The sequence below is a fragment of the Enterococcus sp. 7E2_DIV0204 genome (assembly GCF_002140855.1).
In the GTDB taxonomy this organism is placed as follows: domain Bacteria; phylum Bacillota; class Bacilli; order Lactobacillales; family Enterococcaceae; genus Enterococcus_L; species Enterococcus_L lemimoniae.
In genome coordinates this window covers 55,259-72,815 of sequence record NZ_NGKY01000002.1, presented here as the reverse complement: position 1 = coordinate 72,815, position 17,557 = coordinate 55,259, and the positions used below count along the sequence as shown (strand labels likewise).

The window sequence follows — 17,557 nt, the reverse complement described above, 5'->3', positions numbered from 1 at the left end:
CTACCCTCTTTCTGCTTCAATATAATTTCTTAAAATAAAAATACTTGCTATACTACATAGGATAAGTAAAAGCATATCAAAAACTAAATCCTCTAGATACAAAGGGACATAGCCGATAATAATTTTAAACTGATGATTATCTATAAACGCAATTTTTTTGTACCCCTCTAAAAGTTGGTTACTAACGGTTACTTCTCCTGTAAACAATAGAAGAAAAAGTAGCAACTTTGAAACCCTTTGTAACTTAACTGCTACTCTAGCACTGATCAAACTGCTTAATAAATAAACAAATTGAAATAAGACTGATGCTGAAAAAAACAGATAACTAGCAATAAAAAGATGTTTCCAATATTCTTGAAAAGCGAACATATCCACTTGTTTATCCAAAAGAAAAACTAATCCAACAAAGCCAAAGTAGTAAATAAATGAAAGCATCGTCGTTGTGAACCAACTAAATAAAATATTACTAAAATAGAACATTCCCTCACTGATTGGTAGTAAACGGTACTGACTTTTTTTCCAACTTTTGATTTGACGGTACATCTCCCAAACAAAACTAGCAAGCAAGAAGAAAAACACTAAGACCAAAATAATCTGCGCTATTCCTTCAATATGAATGTGCTGAAACCCTACTTTATATATCATGAATCCACCAATCAATAGAAAAGCAAAACTACTGAATACCCAAAATAACCGACTTTCTTTTCGATATTCCTTCCATAGCAACCACATTTATTAATCCCCCGCTTCCACATATCGATTGATTACCCAAATACTTAAGCTAAAATAAAGGCTAGCGGTTACTAATTGTACAATCATCCGGAAATAGACTTCGTGTTGTAAACCAAAATAGGTCATTACAATCCCTTTTGCTGCCCCTAAATCAAACCCTGATAAATAATCGATCAGAATCATAAATAAAATGAATAAAACAATTTCTAAAACCCAGCGAAATCTTTTTTGTACGAACTGATTCATAGCAGAATAAATACAAACCAGAAATTGCACCACTAAAAACAACACTACACTATCGATGACTGCAGCCACAACTTCAATCCACGTCGCATCCAAAATAAATGGTATCTTGAGTGCCAGATAATTGATCATTACACCAATAATCACGTTTCCTATAAAAAAGATAATTCCTACAAGCATACTAAAAATTAAATTATAAACATACAACCTGCTTGTACTGATCGGCAGTAATCGAAAATCGGCTGTCCGAAAAAATTGGTAGATCCGATTTGATTCTAATACGAAAAAAAGTAAAAAGTAAATCATCAATGAAAAAAGTAAAAAGGCCCGACTAAAATCTGTGGATTGTTGATTTATGTTATAGACATTGGCAAGTCCAAGTAAGAACGTAAGAATCAACGTAGTGCTATACAGGAATAGATTTTTTTTTGAAAAGAATAAACGAAATAATTTGATCATATTTCGTACACCTCACGATATAGATCTTCTAAATCTTTATGTTTTACTTCTTTGATTGTTTCTAACGACTCATGTAAAATAATCTGTCCATCTCGTAAAAACATCACTTCATCAATAATAGTTTCGATTTCTCTTAACTGGTGTGTTGTGATAATGATCGTACTTCCTTCATCAAACCATTTCAGTAAGGATTGAATGATTTTTTCTCTTGATAATAAATCAACACCACTTAATGGTTCATCTAATAAATATAATTTGGCTCTCCTAGCTAAGGTCATGCTTAAAGCAAATTTTTCTGCATTCCCTTTTGATAGATTTCCTATTTTTTCCGACTCACTCAAATTCATGAAACGCAACAATTCATACGCCCTTCGTTTATCAAAATCTGGATAAAAATGCGCATAGAATGAAATAACTTCTTCTAATTGTTGATTTGCTTGAAAATTATTTTGATCTTCTAAATACGCCACAAATGATTTGGTCTTTGTTCCAACGGCGCAATTATCGATCAACATTTTTCCTTTCCAATTTAATGCTAAGCCAGAAAGCAAGCGCATGATGGTTGTTTTTCCAGAACCATTTTCACCAATCAAGGCAATGATTTTCCCTGATGAAACAGAAAAATCCAACTGGTTAAAAATTTGTTTTCTTCCTTTACGGTAGCTTAATTGTTGAATCTTAACTAATTCCTCCATGTTATTTCTTCCTTTCGATATACTCTCCCAATAAATCGCTCGCTTTTTTTTCTGACCATCCAAACTTGTTCATTTCAGCTAAAAAGTTCTCAATGACTTGTTCAACCGCTTGATTTTGCAAATCTTTAATTTTTTCAGTATCTTCTGTTACAAAACGCCCTAAGCCGCGTTTAGAAAACAGAATGTCCTCCCGCTCCAATTCTTGCAAAGCACGTTGCACGGTATTTGGATTCGTAGCTAATTCAACTGCCATTTCTCTCACGGCTTTTACTTTGTCTCCCGGTTGCAATTTTTCAGAAACGATTTGCTGAATGATAAAATCCATTATTTGTAAGTAAATCGGCCGATCTGTATGGAAATCCATGGCTTTACCTCCAATTGATTTTCACCTTCACTAGTGTTCTAGTTAGATAGTACACTACTTGCAAAAAAAATTCAATTTCTTTTTAATAAAAAATAAAGAACAAATAAAATCCAACGAAATGGTTTTATTTGCTCTTTGAAAAACCTTGCGTATGCATCTAACCCGCTTAGCTTAAGCTTTTAACAGCTTCGTGAATATCTTTGGTCTGTGTGATTGCGGAGATCACTGCGACACCAGCAACATTTGTTTCTATTATCTGCTCAACATCTCCAGTATTAATACCGCCTATTGCCACAACAGGCTTTTCTGCTAGCTCTGTCAATTTTTGTAGTTTTACTAAACCGATCGGTTGTTTAGCATCTTTTTTCGATAGCGTACCGTAAACAGGTCCAATACCATAATACGTGATAGCGGGCACTTTATTAGCGGTTTTGACTTCCTTTTCATCGTAGCAAGATAAACCAACGATTTTATCAGAGAACAAAGCTAATACATCTTGGATTGCTTGGTCTGTTTGCCCAACATGAATTCCGTCAGCCTCTATTTCTAAGGCTAACGTTACATCATCATTGATCAAAAATGGCACTCGATATTCTTTACATAGTTGTTGGCATCTTTTTGCCATCAGCTTTTTGTCGTTAGGATCGGTCAGACTCCCTTCACCTTTTTCTCGATATTGAAAACATGTGATTCCAGCTTTTAAAGCCTGTTCTAACACTTCCGGTAAAGTTCTATCCATTATATCTTGTGTTCCTGCAATAAAATAAATGGCTAACATTTCTTGACTAGTTTTCATTGTGTTCTACCTTTCTAAAAGCCCAATGATTGGTTGGTCCATTGCCACAGCCCACTTGAATACCATCTGCAATAGCTACTTGAATAAATCCTTTTGCAGTATGAACGGCCGCCCTTACATCATTTCCCTTGGCTAATTCCGCTACAATACAAGCCGAAAAAGTACAGCCTGTACCATGTGTATTTTTCGTCTCGATCCTTGTTGCTGACAACCATTCTTGTTGGCCATCTTCGAGTAACAATAAATCAGAGGATTCTGTTCCTTCAAGATGATGACCGCCTTTTACAACGACATTTTTCACACCTAGCAATTGGATTTTTTTTGCAGCGATTACCATATCCTCTTTCGTTGTGATGGTCATGTTTGTGATCACCTCAGCTTCTGGAATATTTGGCGTAATAACAAAAGCTTGCGGCAACAGCTCTTCGATTAAAGCTTTAACAGCGGAATCTTTTAGTAAAGCATGACCACTTTTAGCAATCATTACAGGATCAACAACTAAAGGACCAAAATCAACCGTCTTTAAAAATGCTGAAACAAGTTGCGTGATACTAGCTGTAAACAACATACCCGTTTTTACAGCTGAGATTTTAAAATCTTCATTGATAACGTCTAACTGATCTTGAATTGCTTCTAGGGGAATATCATAAACCTTTTTAACCCCTTGCGTATTTTGAATCGGTAACGCCGTTAAAACAGAGGTCCCAAATACAAAACGCTCTTGAAAGGTCTTTAAATCAGCTTGCATTCCCGCTCCGCCGCCACTGTCAAACCCTGCAATCGTTAACGCTTGGATCGTTTCATTCATTTTTCAGCCATCCTTTCAATTCTCGCTTTTGCCTGAACCAATATACTATCTAATCCCGATAGTTGATCTAATAAGTACGTTCTAAATGACCCGACAGAAACACTTGTTAACTGCTCCGCTACAAGCTCTCCTGCTAAAGCATACATTGTACTTGCAACAACGACACTTTCTAAAGTAGACTCCTTAGCAACTGCTAAGAAAGCTCCACAAACACATCCATGTAAACAACCTGCTCCGGTCATCTTCGTAAAATATGGTGTTCCATTTTTAACAAAATAAGTTTGCTTGCCATCTGTTATCGTATCTGTTTCACCACTTACTGCAATAAAACAATTCACATCAAGTGCTAGTTTTTCGGCAATTTCAGTAATATCTGCTGATCCAGTTCCAGCATCTACTCCTTTAGCAGCCCAAGCCGTTCCACTTAACGCTGCAATTTCTCCGGCATTTCCCCGAATCAATGTTGGTTTGACCTGGCTCAATAATTGCTCAACCGCCTGCTTACGATAATTTGTCGCGCCGGCGCCAACAGGATCTAAAACAACCGGTTTTCCTAATTCGTTCGCTTTTTTACCAGCAAGAATCATCGCAGCTAATTGTTCGTCATTCAACGTCCCCATATTCAACACTATAACATCAGCAATCACCGCCACTTCTTCCATTTCAGCAAGTGTACTCGACATAAATGGTGATGCTCCGATTGCCAGTAATCCATTAGCTGAATCGTTTGCAACCACAATATTAGTAATAGTATGAACTAACGGATTTTTCATGCGTAAGGTATCAATCAATTGATAGTTGATCATCTTTTTAACCCCCATTTTTGTTTTGTATAAGCCATTTCCCAAAAATTCAATTCTTCATAACTACTAACAATAAAGGCTTGCTTCATCAATAATTGCTCATCGAAAGAAGCTTGGTGGGCTAGCTGATCCGTCAATTGAATTTGCCTGCGAACCGCATTCTGATAGCTTTCACTATCATAGGTTTCGATCCACCTTTGATACAACGGATCTGGTGAACCATTTGCTATTAATTCTTCGCCAATTTCTTGATATAACCAATAACAAGGCAATAAGGCTGCTGCAATCCTAGCTATGCTTTTGCTTTCAACTTCTCTATACATATGTGAGGTATAATGATAGGCTGCTGGTGCAATCGGTGTTTGACTGATTTCCTCTTTTGAGACTTTTAATTTTTTGAAAAAGGTTTTTCTAACTGATATTTCTGCGGCTTCTAAACTTTTTACACCGTCTAAAAAACAGCTTCTGACTTCTTTATCTATTGCTAATTCTGCAGCTTTTAAATGAATTTTACTAAATTGCTCCAAATAATACCGATCTTGAATCAGATAAAATCGGAAAATTTCTGGTGGTAATGTTCCAGCTTTTAACTCTAAGATAAATGGATGGTCCTTACTTTCCTGCCAAATTATATCAGCAGATTTTCTTATTTCTTCAGTAAATGTCATACAATTCCTCCTCGATATTTTTGAGAAGAATCTTAAAAACAGAAAAAAACGCCATAAAATGTTAAAGAACCATTTCATAGAGTTTAGCCGTGTTATTCTATTTCTTAGACTACTTCCCTACGCGAGTCTCAACTCACAGGTTCAAAGGGTCCGTTCAAGCGAACATCTCAGTCAAAATGACTCCCCTAGTACTTATCTAAAGTATACCATAGTATTTTGCAAAATCGATAAAAAAAAAGCTTTAAAAATCTTTCGATTCTCAAAGCTTGCCTACACATTATTCTTCTAACGTTTCCTTTTTCTCTTTTCTTGCTGCGGAAAGATCCGTTTTAATATCTCTTCTTTTTTGAATCAATACATAAATAAATCCAATCAGAAAAGGCAAAACAAAACTGCCAAAACGATACAATAACAACGAAGATACTGCATCGACCGTTCCAACAAGCGGTTTGAATAGCAATAAATAAACGAATTCAAACGGTCCAATACCAGCTGGGGTTGGAAATACTCCCGACAAAATAACCGAAAAACTTGTAAAAGAAAGAACCAAAAGAAAATCAATATTTGGATGATTCTCAACGAGCACAACATAAGGAATCACATACCAGAAAAGCAACTTCGCTACATTCCAGCAAAAAATTCGAATCATCGCTGAACGGTCTTTTGTGATAGTTTGAACCGTTTCTCTTAATGAATAAATTTGAAGATTACACTTATCCACCCAGTCACGCAATCTTTTACGTTTAAAATGTTTATTCGTCCACTTTATTAAAATCACTTGAAGATTGATGCTGCTTGAAAGAATCAATAATGAAAAAATAATAACAAAGGTCAGCCCAACACCAACTAAGATAAAAGGAATCATTTTTGGTGCACGTTCATAAAATAAAGAGAACTGAAAAATCAACCCGAGAACAGATAGAAAAATCACTGCTACTTTATACATGATCATATGCAGAGCCGTCACACCAACTCCTTGGGAAACAGCCAGTCCTTTTTTCTTGTAAAAATAAATTTCAGAGAGCAATGTACCCGTCCCAAAAGAAATTACGCGATAAAAAGCCACATAACAAGAGGTAAAAAAACCATCTTTTGTCGTAAAATCCTTTTGAAAATAGGCAGCAATCTCTTTGATCGAGCGTCCTTCCACTATCTGGTAAACGACTCCTAGTAAGATAACTAGGGCAACAACGATCCAACTTGTCTTCATTAATTGAGCAAAGATATCACTGAGTGAATTATCCATCACATAGATGATCACTCCAATAAAAATAGCTAACAAGCCGATATTTAGAAAAACTTTTGTCTTGGAATTGCTTTTCATAGTTTCTCCCCACTAAATTGTATTCACGATTATCTTTTATAATGATAATAAATAATTGCAATAGTCACAAGTGTACCAAAAATAAAAGCAAAATAAAAGCGTAATTTTCTTGTCTTGTGATGAAAAAGTTGTTGAGCAAGTAAACCGCCAAATCCTCCTCCAATCAAGCCAATAAATAAGAGTTCAGACTCTGGGACTCGCCATCTTCTTCTTTTCGCTCTTTGTTTATCAAGGTACATTATAAAAAACTCAACCAAATTTACAATGAGTAAATACACCCATGGTAAATGCTTCAACAAACCTGTCATCCTTCTTCCTCCAAAATCATTGTATTAATAGAATACCTTGAAAGAGTATAAGATGTAAAGTTATTTCGACAATATCACTGTTTTTGCTCTGGTACAAAAACAGTTAGACCATGTTTGATGACGGTCATTTCAACAGGTAGATCCTCACTTGGATCACCATCAACACGAGTACCAATTTTCTTTTCGTTCGAACTTTTAATCGATAGTTCAGCTGCAGTCATATACTTCACATCTGGAATTTCATAGACTTTACCTAAAATAATTTTTGGCAGATAAAAGGCCAATTTGAAAAAATTCAGTTTAGGTAAAATAGTTAGATGGAACAAACCATCATCTGGAGAAGCTGAATCGTCAAAATTTGTATATCCTCCAACAGAATTTGTCATTGTCACTGTAACTAATTGTGTTTTCCCTTGCCATTGTTCTTTTTCAGTTTTGATCTCTAAGCGATAACGTTTTTTCTTAGCCAATAATTTGAAAAAATTTTTCACAAAAATCAATTTCCCATATTTTTGTTTTTCTTTTTGACTGATACGAGCCGCTGTGTCAGCTAAAATCCCAATAGTCATTGTACTGACAATTACTTTTTGATTGATCATTCCATAGTCTATTTTTCTGGTAACTCCTCCTAAAATAACAGCGGCAGCATCTTCAAATTTCAGCGGAATTTCTAAAACTCTTGCCATATTATTAACCGTCCCGCCAGGCAGCAAACCGACTTTTAGATGTGGTAATTCCTCTTTGAAGTCTGCCACATTATGATTGATCGTACCATCTCCACCAATAAAAATCAGTGTATCAATCATTTCACGCTTGGATTTCTCAACGATTTTTTGACTATCACAATCTGGTCCTACTTGTTCTAATAGAAAATGAGTGTCCGCTTGTCCATGATTTCTTGCATAATCAACAAACTGTTCTGCTAATTCTTTGCCTTTGTCTTTCCCTGATGTTTCATTAAAAAGAATCATTACATTTTCCATTGTCATCACGTTTCCTTCCGATTTAAATGTGTAGCAAATGATCCAACCTTGACAGAAAAATAGGAAGTAAGTCACACCTTGTAACTGTACTCCCTCTTTTCAATTTTTACTAAATACTGATTATTTAGCGTTATTCTCTGCAATTTTCACAATAACATCTGTAGCTTTTTCCATTGCTTGTAATGAAACAAACTCAAAACGACCATGCATGTTTTCGCCACCAGCAAAAATATTAGGCGTGGGAATACCTAGATAGGAGATCTTAGAACCGTCTGTTCCGCCGCGAACAGGTTCGATCAATGGCGTGATATCAAGTTCGATCATCGCATTTTTGGCTAATTCAATAATACTCATGTCTTTTTCGATTACTTCACCCATGTTGTAGTATTGATCAAATAAATCAACTTGTACCCGTTCTTGATCAAAAGACTGATTGATGATTTCTTGAACTTTTGTAATCAGCGCTTTACGCGCTTCAAATTTTTCACGATCATGATCACGAATGATATAGGTCATTTTCGCTTCTTCTGGTGTGCCGCTCAGTTGCGCTAAGTGGAAGAATCCTTCATAGCCATCCGTTTTTTCGGGCACTTCATTTTGCGGTAACTGATTATGAAAATCAATTGCCAACTGTAATGCATTGATCATCGTATTTTTAGCTGTTCCCGGGTGGACATTTTTTCCTTGGATCGTTACTTCAGCTTGAGCTGCATTGAAGGTTTCGTATTGTAATTCTCCCACTGGGCCGCCGTCCATCGTATAGGCAAAATCCACATTAAATTGATCGACATCAAATTTATCAGCCCCCACACCGATTTCTTCATCTGGACCAAATGCAACACGAATCGTACCATGTTTGATTGATGGATCTTTGATCAAAATTTCCATGGCTGTCATGATTTCAGCGATCCCTGACTTATCATCAGCGCCTAAAAGCGTAGTTCCATCGGTTGTGATCAACGTTTGACCAGCATAATTTTTTAGGTTAGGAAAATCTTTTGTATTTAAAGTAAATTTACCCTCGCTATCTAATTTAATCGTTGACTCACCATCATACTTTTCGATGATTTGCGGATTCACATTAACAGCATTAAAATCTGCTGTATCCATATGAGCAATAAAGCCGATCGAACGAACGTCTTTCTCTATATTACTTGGTAATGTAGCGATCACAAAACCATTTTTTTCATTGTATAGTACATCACTCATACCAAGTTCTTCTAACTCTTTTTTTAACGTTTGAGCGAAAGCTACTTGCGTTTGTGTTGAAGGTGTTGTTTCGCTAGCTGGATTAGAGCGTGTTTCTGTTTTTACATAGCGTAAAAAACGTGGCAATAAATTTTCATACATCGTTTCGTTCCCTCTTTCTACTTTATCTAAATTTAAAAGGATTCGTATTTACCTCAGATTCGATAAATGTTATATCCCAATTATAGTCTTTTTTCCATTGATTGAATAGTTCAACCAACTTTGGTTTGCATAATTGCTCGATATAATGTCCTGGATCGATCACTGGTAGGTCTTCTGTCAGCATGTCATGGCCAGTATGATAATAGACATCGCCCGTGATATAAACATCCGCTTGATTTTTGAGAGCATCACGGAAAAATTTTTCACCACTGCCACCACAAATCGCAATACGCTGGACTAATTTTGTCTCATCTTCTGCTACAATCCGTACACCATCCAAAGCAAATTTTTCTTTAATAAAAGCAACAAATTCTTTTAGCGGTACAGCCTTAGCTAAATTCCCTACTCGTCCTAACCCATATTCTTTGGTAATGTTTTCTATCGGGTAAAGATCATAGGCTGGTTCTTCATATGGGTGAACTGACAGCATTGCTTGAATCACGTTTGCTTGAATCGTTTCTGGAAAAATCACTTCGATTTTAGCCTCTTGAACAGCCGCCTCTTCACCTACTGTACCAATTGTTGGATTAGCATTAGTAGCTGGTGTAAAACGTCCTGTGCCAATCATTGAGTAACTAGTGTTGGTATAATCCCCTTGCGTACCTGCACCCGCTTCGCCAAGAACTTTTCGCATCTTGGCAGCATGATCGACTGGTACAAAAACCGCTAACTTCTTATAACCGACGGTGTGCGTTTTGGTTAAATAGGTAGTATCTTCAATTCCTAATAAATCGCAAAACCAGTCATTTAAGCCATTTTCAATAATATCCATATTCGTATGTGCAGCAAAAACAGCAATATCATGTTTCAATAAATCTGCATACATTTTTGTCTGAAAATCATCTGTATCTAATCGTTTGACTGGTCTAAAAATCGGTGGATGTTTGGCAATGATCAAATCAACTTTCTTTTCGATTGCTTCAGCCACGACTTCTGGCCGAATATCTAAAGTAACCATTACTCGGTCTAGCTTTTTATTTAAAGTGCCAATATGCAACCCCACAGGATCATCTGCTTCAGCTAACCACTGAGGACAATAGGCTTCAAAGTGTTCAATAAATAACGTTCCATCAAGACTCATCTGACAAAACCTCCTTGATTTCAGCAATTTCTTTTTCTATTTGGTGGATTCTAACCGTTTGGTCACCAGATGCTTTGGCCAATTGTGCTAGAATCGTTTCACGCTGATTTAGTTCCCCTAACCATTTTTTACGAAAAACAGCGGACTGCTTTTGCAGTAACAGTGGACCGAAGAGTCGTTCTTTTTCTGAATAAGCCACTCTAGTTTCAAGTCTTGACGCCACAATGATTTCATAAATCTTATTATTTTCTTCTATAATATCTTCTTCAAGTATTGTAAAACCGTGTACTGTCAACCAATCACGTAACGGCTTTTCACCAATGTTTGGTTGTAAAACGAGGCACTCATTTCCTTGAAGCCGTTGGTTGTTCCAACCAGCCTCTAAAATATCTCGGATCAAAACACCACCCATCCCACAAATCGTCACGGCAGTAATCCCGTCTGTCTGTTCCACAGCATCTAAACCGTCTGCCAAACGGACAATAATTTGATCATTCAAGCCATTTTTTTGTACTTGCTTTTTAGCCGCTTCAAAAGGACCTCTTACAACTTCTCCTGCCACCGCAAAATCAAGTTTATTTTGTAAAACTAATGCTACAGGTAAATACGCATGGTCAGAACCGATGTCTGCTAAACGACTTTGTTCTGGAACTAATTCTCCCACACGCGCTAAACGTTTTGATAATTGATTTTCATTCATTATATATATTCCTCCGTGGCTATTATACCATTGAAAAACCGCCTTGAAAACTTGTAAGATGTGGTTGTGAAAGAAGTATTGACTGGCAAATAAGAGCAAGACTTTTGTCTTCCTCTCGTTTGCTTAAAATCGTTAGTACGGTCATTCTTCTCTTTGAATCGCTCTCGCTTGCATCTCTTTTCTTAATTTCTTATGGGCTTTTTTAGAGCCTCGCTCTAGATCACGGATCTTTTTACGCTCATGATAATCGTCAAATAAAGAGTCTAAATCGTAGTTTGGTGGATATAATTCTTTTGCGCTACGATCCAATTTCAATTGTCGTTTAGGTACTCTTACCTTTTGGTTTTCTACAAAAATGATGACCTCATCTGATAGTTCGATTAATTCAAAAATTAGTCCGATTGTCTTTTTCTCTGTCCAAAATACACGATCCCCTTTTTCATAAGTTGGAAAAATCGTTTGTTCTTTTGGCTTTCTTACCTTTTGCAATGAGTGTTCTTTTTCAGTCGAGTAATTGCGATTGTGTAAATAGTTTTGCGCTTGTTTTACGACGTGTTCATCCAAATTCATTTTGTTCGCAATCCAAAAAGCGTTACTCTCCCCAGTTTCCCCTAGAATCAACTGGTATTTCGGCATTAAATTTTCAGAATCAAAGGCCATCGCTGCGGTTAGAAAGTCTTCATGTTGTTCTGAAAATCGTTTAATTTCACCATAATGGGTCGTTGTAATCAAGATACTTCCTTTTTTATAAAAAGCTTCCATGATTGCGATCGCCAACGCGGCTCCTTCGTTTGGTTCTGTTCCACTCCCAATTTCATCTAATAAAATCAAACTATTTCGTTTTGTTTTAGCAAGAATTTCAGAGATATTCTGCATATGACCTGAAAAGGTACTTAAGGCGTTTTCTATACTTTGCTGATCCCCAATATCCACAAAAATCTGATCAAAAATCCCGACATTTGTCCCAACATCCGCAATGATTTGTACACCCATCATCGTTTGTAAGGTAATCAGTCCAACTGTTTTGAGCACAACCGTCTTACCCCCTGCATTCGGACCCGTGATTGTTAATCCTCGATAATCTTGTCCTAGTGTTACATTTAACGGAACAGCGTTTTCACCTAACAAAGTGTGTTTTACATTTACAAACTCAATAATGCCGTCTTGGTTAATTTCTGGTTCGATTCCATTGATCTCTCGACTATATTTAGCCTTCGCAAAGATCATGTCATATTGTGCCACTACCTCTAGATTTGACTGGATAGCAACCATTTGTTCGGCAATCAGACCAGTCAGTGTCGATAAAATTTGATAGACTTCTGTCGCTTCTTCCATTTTCAATTGATAGAGTTTGTCATTTAACTTCGTTACCGTTGTTGGCTCTACAAAAACCGTTGTTCCTTTAGAGGACGCATCCACGACGGTTCCAGAAATTTGATTTTTATAGGTAGCTTTGATTGGTATGGTATAACGGTCATTTTTTTTAACCACGATTGCTTCTTGAATTTTAGGTTTATTTTGCGTATTTCTAAGAAATGACGTTAGTTTCGCTTCAATTTCTTTTTCACATTCTTGAATAGCTCTACGAATTTTACGTAGTTCACGACTAGCATCATTTTCCACTTGATTGTTCCGAATGACTTGATAGATCTCCAATTCGATCATTGAAAATAGTTGTAATGAATCACTATATCTGGCTAAAAGCGGTGCAATAAATTTATTTTTTTGCATAAAAGCTTGGATCAAACGACTACTCCTAAGAAAATCTGCATAGCTGATTAATTCAGTTGGTTCTAAAATAAAGCCCTTTTCAACTTGGCTGGTCAAATGCTCAATGTTGTTTAATCCCATAAATGGGACATGTAAATTGGCCATAAGCAGCGTTTTTGCTTCGGAAGTTTCTTGTAATCGTTTTTTCACTACATCTAAGTGACTGTTTGGTTTTAGTCGCTTAATTAGCTCTTTTCCATAGTAACTGATAGCATAGGTCATTAATTTTTCTTTGATTTGATTAAATTGTGTTTTATTATAGGTTTCTTGATTCATCTGTATCTCTCCTTTTAATTAAGAGATACCTATCTTCTTTTGAATAGGACAAAGAATTTATTTTTTAGCTACAGCAATGATTTTGCTTGAAAATAGAAAAAGGGATGAAGTGTCCCCTTCATCCCTCAATAATCACTAAATAAAAACAGTCATCCTGCAGTCTATCTGGTATTTTTGTATGAGTTAAGATAGGTATCAACGTAAGTACACTAAAGAAGCCATCTAAAAATGGTCGTTTATTCTTCAGCTATTCATTTCCTTAGGTTAGATACTTACACTCACAAAAACACCTCATAATTTTCTTTGGCTATTCATTTTTCGCTAAAAGTATACCTTGGTTTTATGCTGTCGTCAATACTTAAAAACGAAAAACAGCATTGCTTTATCCTACTTGAATGATCTCTTTATATAAATCCAAATAGACTTGACTCGATTTTTCCCAGCTAAAATCTTTTTTCATTTCGTTTTTGATTAGCTGTTGCCATGTCTGCTGATCCTTTCTATAAAGATCAATGGCGGTTAGCGTACTATACATCAAGGAATTCGAGCTAAATTCAGAAAAACCAAAGCCTGTTCCCGTTTTTGTGGTCAGATCATACGGGGGAACCGTATCTTTTACCCCCCCTACTTCGTGGACGATCGGCAACGTTCCATAACGCATAGCAATCATTTGAGATAATCCGCATGGTTCAGTTTCAGAGGGCATCCAGAACAAATCAGCACCAGCGTAGATCAATTGTGCTAACGACACATCAAATTTTATATTTACGCTAATTTTATCTGGATAACGCTCTCCAAAAGAACGGAAAGAATGTTCGATTCCGGGATCTCCCGTTCCTAATAAAACTAGCTGTACATCTTGTTCCAAAAAATTGGTTAGTTCATCCAAAACTAAATGAAATCCTTTTTGAAAAATTAAACGACTAACAATTCCGATCAAGGGTACCTCTGTCCTAACAGGTAAGTTCAGTTTTTTTTTTGTAACGCTTGTTTGTTTTTCTGTTTACCGGACAAATCGTTTAAAGAAAAATTTTCTAAAATCAGTTGATCCGTCTCAGGGTCATTCATTTCATAGTCGATGCCATTTAAAATACCACTTAATTTTCCCTGCTCCAAACGTAAGATTCCATCTAAACAAAACCCAAATTCAGCTGTTTTGATTTCTTCAGCATAAGTAGGACTCACCGTGTTCACACGATCAGCATATAAGATCCCCGCTTTTAAATAATTGACACCATCCCGAAAACGAGTAGCACCATCATTAAACCGTTCCGACCCCATTCCAAAAAGATCCGGGAGTAAATCTTTACTATAAGCTCCTTGAAACTCAATATTATGAATAGTCAATACTGTTTTTATTGCACGAAAGTTTTCAACTGTTTGGTATTTTTCTTTTATTAAAAAAGGGATCATTGCGGTATGGAAATCATTGACATGAATTACATCAGGTCTAAACTCAATGTTTTCAAGCATTTTAATAATCGCCAATGAAAAGAAAGCAAAGCGTTCAGCGTCATCCTCATAACCATACAATTGTTCACGATCAAAATAATATAAATTATCAATAAAGTACTACGAAATCCCTTTTAAAATCAGTTGCTTGACACCACAATATTGATGACGCCAACCAACTTCGACAGAAAACGTAGCAACCTCTTCGCACTGTATTTTATAAATATCTGGCATTTTTGTAAAGTAAGGTAATACGACTGCAATATTGAAGCCCTTTTTAGCTAGTTCTTTTGGCAGCGCTCCAGCAACATCCCCTAACCCACCGGTTTTAAAAAATGGAGCGCATTCGGCAGATGCAAATAAGACCTTCATGATTTCAGCCCTCCAATGACATCTGTTGACACGTCCTGATTTTTTTAATTACAACAGGTTGTTCAGCCGTTCCAATAATCTTGATTCCTGCTGCTACTGTGACATACTTGTCTAATATTGCATATTCGATTACTGCATTTTCGGCAATTTTCGCATTAGACATCACAATTGAGTGGTTAACTCGTGCTCCTTTTTTGATCACCGCTCTTCTTGAAATCAAACTATTTCCCAGCTCGCCCTCAATAATACAGCCGGTAGCACACTGACTATTTTTCACCTGTGACTCTTTGGAATAGTATGTCGGTACTTCATTTTTTAATCTTGTATAAATTTTTTGTTTTGAGTAAAGCAATGAGTTAAAAATAGATGGATTTAGCATATCTAGATTTGCTTGATAATAAGAGGCTACGTCATGAATATTGCTTAAATAACCCGTATACTCATAGGCTGTAGTTTGTTCCTCACCTAGTTTACTTTGAAGAAATAGATAAATATTTGGTGATGCCTCTCTTGTTTGCCCAAGCTCTAGTTGTTCAATCAGCCATTTTGTTTGAACAATATAGATGTCCATACACAGATTCAGCTGCTCAGTCTGTTTTCTCGGTCTAAACGGGTGAAGACTCAGCGCATTCCCTTCATCACTTATCTGAATGATTCTTTCCTCTAATGAAATAGTTGATGAATTTACCCGTTTATAAACAACCGTCATGCGATTGTTTTGTTTTTGATGACTCTTTAAAACAGCTCGTAAATCAATAGTACATAGCATATTACTGCCTATAAACACGGTATATTCAGATTCTGATTTTTTAAGATAGTCGATCACTGATTCATAATAATGTTGCCCTTGTTCTTTTTGTTTTAGAATATCTTGATAAAAATAAACAAAATAGCGATTTTGCAACGAATCTAAATTCCATTCTTTACCGCCACCGATATGATCAAATACAGAGCGTGTTTCACCTTCATTAAAGATCATAAAAATCGAATTGATATTCGCATTCGCAATGCTTTAAAGAGGAAAATCAATCAACCGATACTTACAATCAAAAGGCAAAGTGTCTAAGGGACGATTTTCAGTCAGTGGCAATAATCCTTGAAATGTTGACACATTCCCTAAAATGGCACATATTTTTTTAGTCTTCATCACTTTGCACCTCAATCACTTCGGAATAGCCGATGACTTCGATCTCATTTTCAGTATAAATTATAGCTTAGTCCCCGATGATCGCATTCTCTCCGATTATGGCATTTTTGATTGTGACATTTTTTCCGATTGTAGCGCCAGGCATGATCACGCTATTTTCGATCGTTGCCCCCACCTTGACTTGAACATCTGTGGAAAGGATACTGTCCCTAACCGTTCCCGCAACATAGCAACCATCTACGATCAATGAGTTACTAACAGAAGCTGTTTCTGTAATATAATGCGGCGGTGAGATGTTATTTTTAGAAAACATCCGCCAGCTTTTATCTCGCAAATTCAGCTCATTTTCTAACCCAATAAACTCCATACTTGCTTCCCATAACGAATCGATCGTTCCCACATCTTTCCAATACCCATTAAAATGATAGGCGTAAACATTTTCTCCTGCTTCTAGGTACGTAGGAATTACATGCTTCCCAAAATCTAGCATCTGTCCATCTTTTGAATAACTGTTCAGCAACACATTCCGTAAACGTCCCCAGTTAAAAATGTAGATTCCCATCGAGGCTAAATTGCTTTTAGGTTCTGATGGTTTTTCATCAAACTCAATAATTCGATCATTTTCGTCCGTATTCATGATGCCAAAGCGCGATGCTTCTTTTAAAAGGACTTCAATGACAGCAACCGTCAAAGAAGCATTATTAGCAATATGTTCATCTAGCATCGCCTCATAATTCATCTTATAAATATGATCTCCAGATAAAATCAAAACATATTGTGGATTCATTTGATCAATAAAAGCAATATTTTGGTAAATTGCATGGGCTGTTCCTTCAAACCATTTTTCCCCATCAGAACTAGAATAAGGTTGTAAAATCGTCACACCAGAATCAATCCCATCTAACCCCAGCTTGAGCCGTTGCCGATATGGCTATTCAACGCTAGCGGCTGATATTGGGTGACCACTCCGACATTTTTAATTCCTGAATTGATACAGTTACTTAAGGTAAAATCAATAATTCGATATCTGCCGCCAAAGGGCACAGCTGGTTTGGCAATATTTTGAGTCAGCTTTCCTAGACGTGTTCCTTGTCCTCCAGCCAAAATCATTACAAGCATTTCTGAACTCATCTGAAACGGGTGACATGCCACCCAGCCTCCTTTCA

15 protein-coding genes, 3 pseudogenes and 1 riboswitch are annotated in these 17,557 nt (G+C 36.4%); all 18 genes and pseudogenes read right to left on the bottom strand.

Annotation, left to right across the window (positions count from 1 at the left end; genetic code table 11):
• The 18 genes and pseudogenes from A5819_RS15790 to A5819_RS15705 all read right to left on the bottom strand — a co-directional run bounded on the left by A5819_RS15790 (position 1) and on the right by A5819_RS15705 (position 17,522).
• A complete protein-coding gene (locus tag A5819_RS15790) occupies positions 1–732 on the bottom strand; it encodes a hypothetical protein (RefSeq protein ID WP_086281672.1) in 732 nt (243 codons plus the stop codon).
• Positions 733–735: 3 nt separating this feature from the next.
• Positions 736–1,434 (bottom strand): hypothetical protein, encoded by a 699-nt coding sequence (locus tag A5819_RS15785; protein WP_086281673.1) that lies wholly within the window; start codon positions 1,432–1,434, stop codon positions 736–738.
• Entirely contained in the window at positions 1,431–2,129 is a 699-nt protein-coding gene (locus tag A5819_RS15780) for an ATP-binding cassette domain-containing protein (RefSeq protein ID WP_086281674.1), read from the bottom strand. Before A5819_RS15780 ends, A5819_RS15785 begins: the two co-directional genes overlap by 4 nt.
• A 1-nt stretch (position 2,130) precedes the next feature.
• The gene (locus tag A5819_RS15775; protein ID WP_086281675.1) at positions 2,131–2,493 is read right to left on the bottom strand and encodes a GntR family transcriptional regulator; all 363 of its coding nucleotides are present in this window, start codon (positions 2,491–2,493) and stop codon (positions 2,131–2,133) included.
• 166 nt (positions 2,494–2,659) lie between these two features.
• On the bottom strand, positions 2,660–3,289 hold the full coding sequence (thiE, locus tag A5819_RS15770; RefSeq protein ID WP_086281676.1) for a thiamine phosphate synthase: 630 nt from the start codon (positions 3,287–3,289) through the stop codon (positions 2,660–2,662).
• Complete coding sequence (gene thiD, locus A5819_RS15765) at positions 3,279–4,097, bottom strand: bifunctional hydroxymethylpyrimidine kinase/phosphomethylpyrimidine kinase (protein ID WP_086281677.1); 819 nt, start codon at positions 4,095–4,097, stop codon at positions 3,279–3,281. The genes thiE and thiD overlap by 11 nt, the downstream gene beginning before the upstream one ends.
• Positions 4,094–4,903 carry a hydroxyethylthiazole kinase gene (gene thiM, locus A5819_RS15760; RefSeq protein ID WP_086281678.1) on the bottom strand — a complete coding sequence of 270 codons (810 nt, stop codon included), beginning with the start codon at positions 4,901–4,903 and terminating at the stop codon, positions 4,094–4,096. Before thiM ends, thiD begins: the two co-directional genes overlap by 4 nt.
• Positions 4,900–5,568: a thiaminase II gene (gene tenA, locus A5819_RS15755; protein ID WP_086281679.1), complete on the bottom strand. Its 669-nt coding sequence runs from the start codon at positions 5,566–5,568 to the stop codon at positions 4,900–4,902. Before tenA ends, thiM begins: the two co-directional genes overlap by 4 nt.
• 97 nt (positions 5,569–5,665) lie before the next feature.
• Positions 5,666–5,765, bottom strand: a riboswitch (TPP riboswitch).
• A gap of 80 nt (positions 5,766–5,845) precedes the next feature.
• Complete coding sequence (locus A5819_RS15750; RefSeq protein WP_086281680.1) at positions 5,846–6,892, bottom strand: lysylphosphatidylglycerol synthase transmembrane domain-containing protein; 1,047 nt, start codon at positions 6,890–6,892, stop codon at positions 5,846–5,848.
• Positions 6,893–6,921: 29 nt separating this feature from the next.
• A complete protein-coding gene (locus tag A5819_RS15745; RefSeq protein ID WP_086281681.1) occupies positions 6,922–7,200 on the bottom strand; it encodes a DUF1294 domain-containing protein in 279 nt (92 codons plus the stop codon).
• A 74-nt stretch (positions 7,201–7,274) separates the two neighbouring features.
• Positions 7,275–8,183, bottom strand: coding sequence for a diacylglycerol kinase family protein (locus A5819_RS15740; protein WP_176271491.1), 909 nt, complete (start codon positions 8,181–8,183; stop codon positions 7,275–7,277).
• 120 nt (positions 8,184–8,303) lie between these two features.
• Positions 8,304–9,533 (bottom strand): peptidase T, encoded by a 1,230-nt coding sequence (pepT, locus tag A5819_RS15735; protein WP_086281683.1) that lies wholly within the window; start codon positions 9,531–9,533, stop codon positions 8,304–8,306.
• A 22-nt stretch (positions 9,534–9,555) separates the two neighbouring features.
• Positions 9,556–10,674, bottom strand: a complete 1,119-nt coding sequence (locus tag A5819_RS15730; protein WP_086281684.1) for a Nif3-like dinuclear metal center hexameric protein — start codon at positions 10,672–10,674, stop codon at positions 9,556–9,558.
• Positions 10,664–11,374, bottom strand: coding sequence for a tRNA (adenine(22)-N(1))-methyltransferase TrmK (locus A5819_RS15725; protein ID WP_086281685.1), 711 nt, complete (start codon positions 11,372–11,374; stop codon positions 10,664–10,666). The genes A5819_RS15730 and A5819_RS15725 overlap by 11 nt, the downstream gene beginning before the upstream one ends.
• Positions 11,375–11,515: 141 nt before the next feature.
• Positions 11,516–13,420, bottom strand: a complete 1,905-nt coding sequence (locus tag A5819_RS15720) for a mannonate oxidoreductase (protein ID WP_086281686.1) — start codon at positions 13,418–13,420, stop codon at positions 11,516–11,518.
• A 382-nt stretch (positions 13,421–13,802) separates the two neighbouring features.
• Positions 13,803–15,244, bottom strand: a pseudogene (gene glgA, locus A5819_RS15715) (glycogen synthase GlgA).
• Positions 15,241–16,391: pseudogene (glgD, locus tag A5819_RS15710) on the bottom strand (glucose-1-phosphate adenylyltransferase subunit GlgD). The pseudogenes glgA and glgD overlap by 4 nt, the downstream one beginning before the upstream one ends.
• Positions 16,381–17,522 (bottom strand): annotated as a pseudogene (locus A5819_RS15705) (glucose-1-phosphate adenylyltransferase). Before A5819_RS15705 ends, glgD begins: the two co-directional pseudogenes overlap by 11 nt.
• Positions 17,523–17,557: the final 35 nt, after the last annotated feature.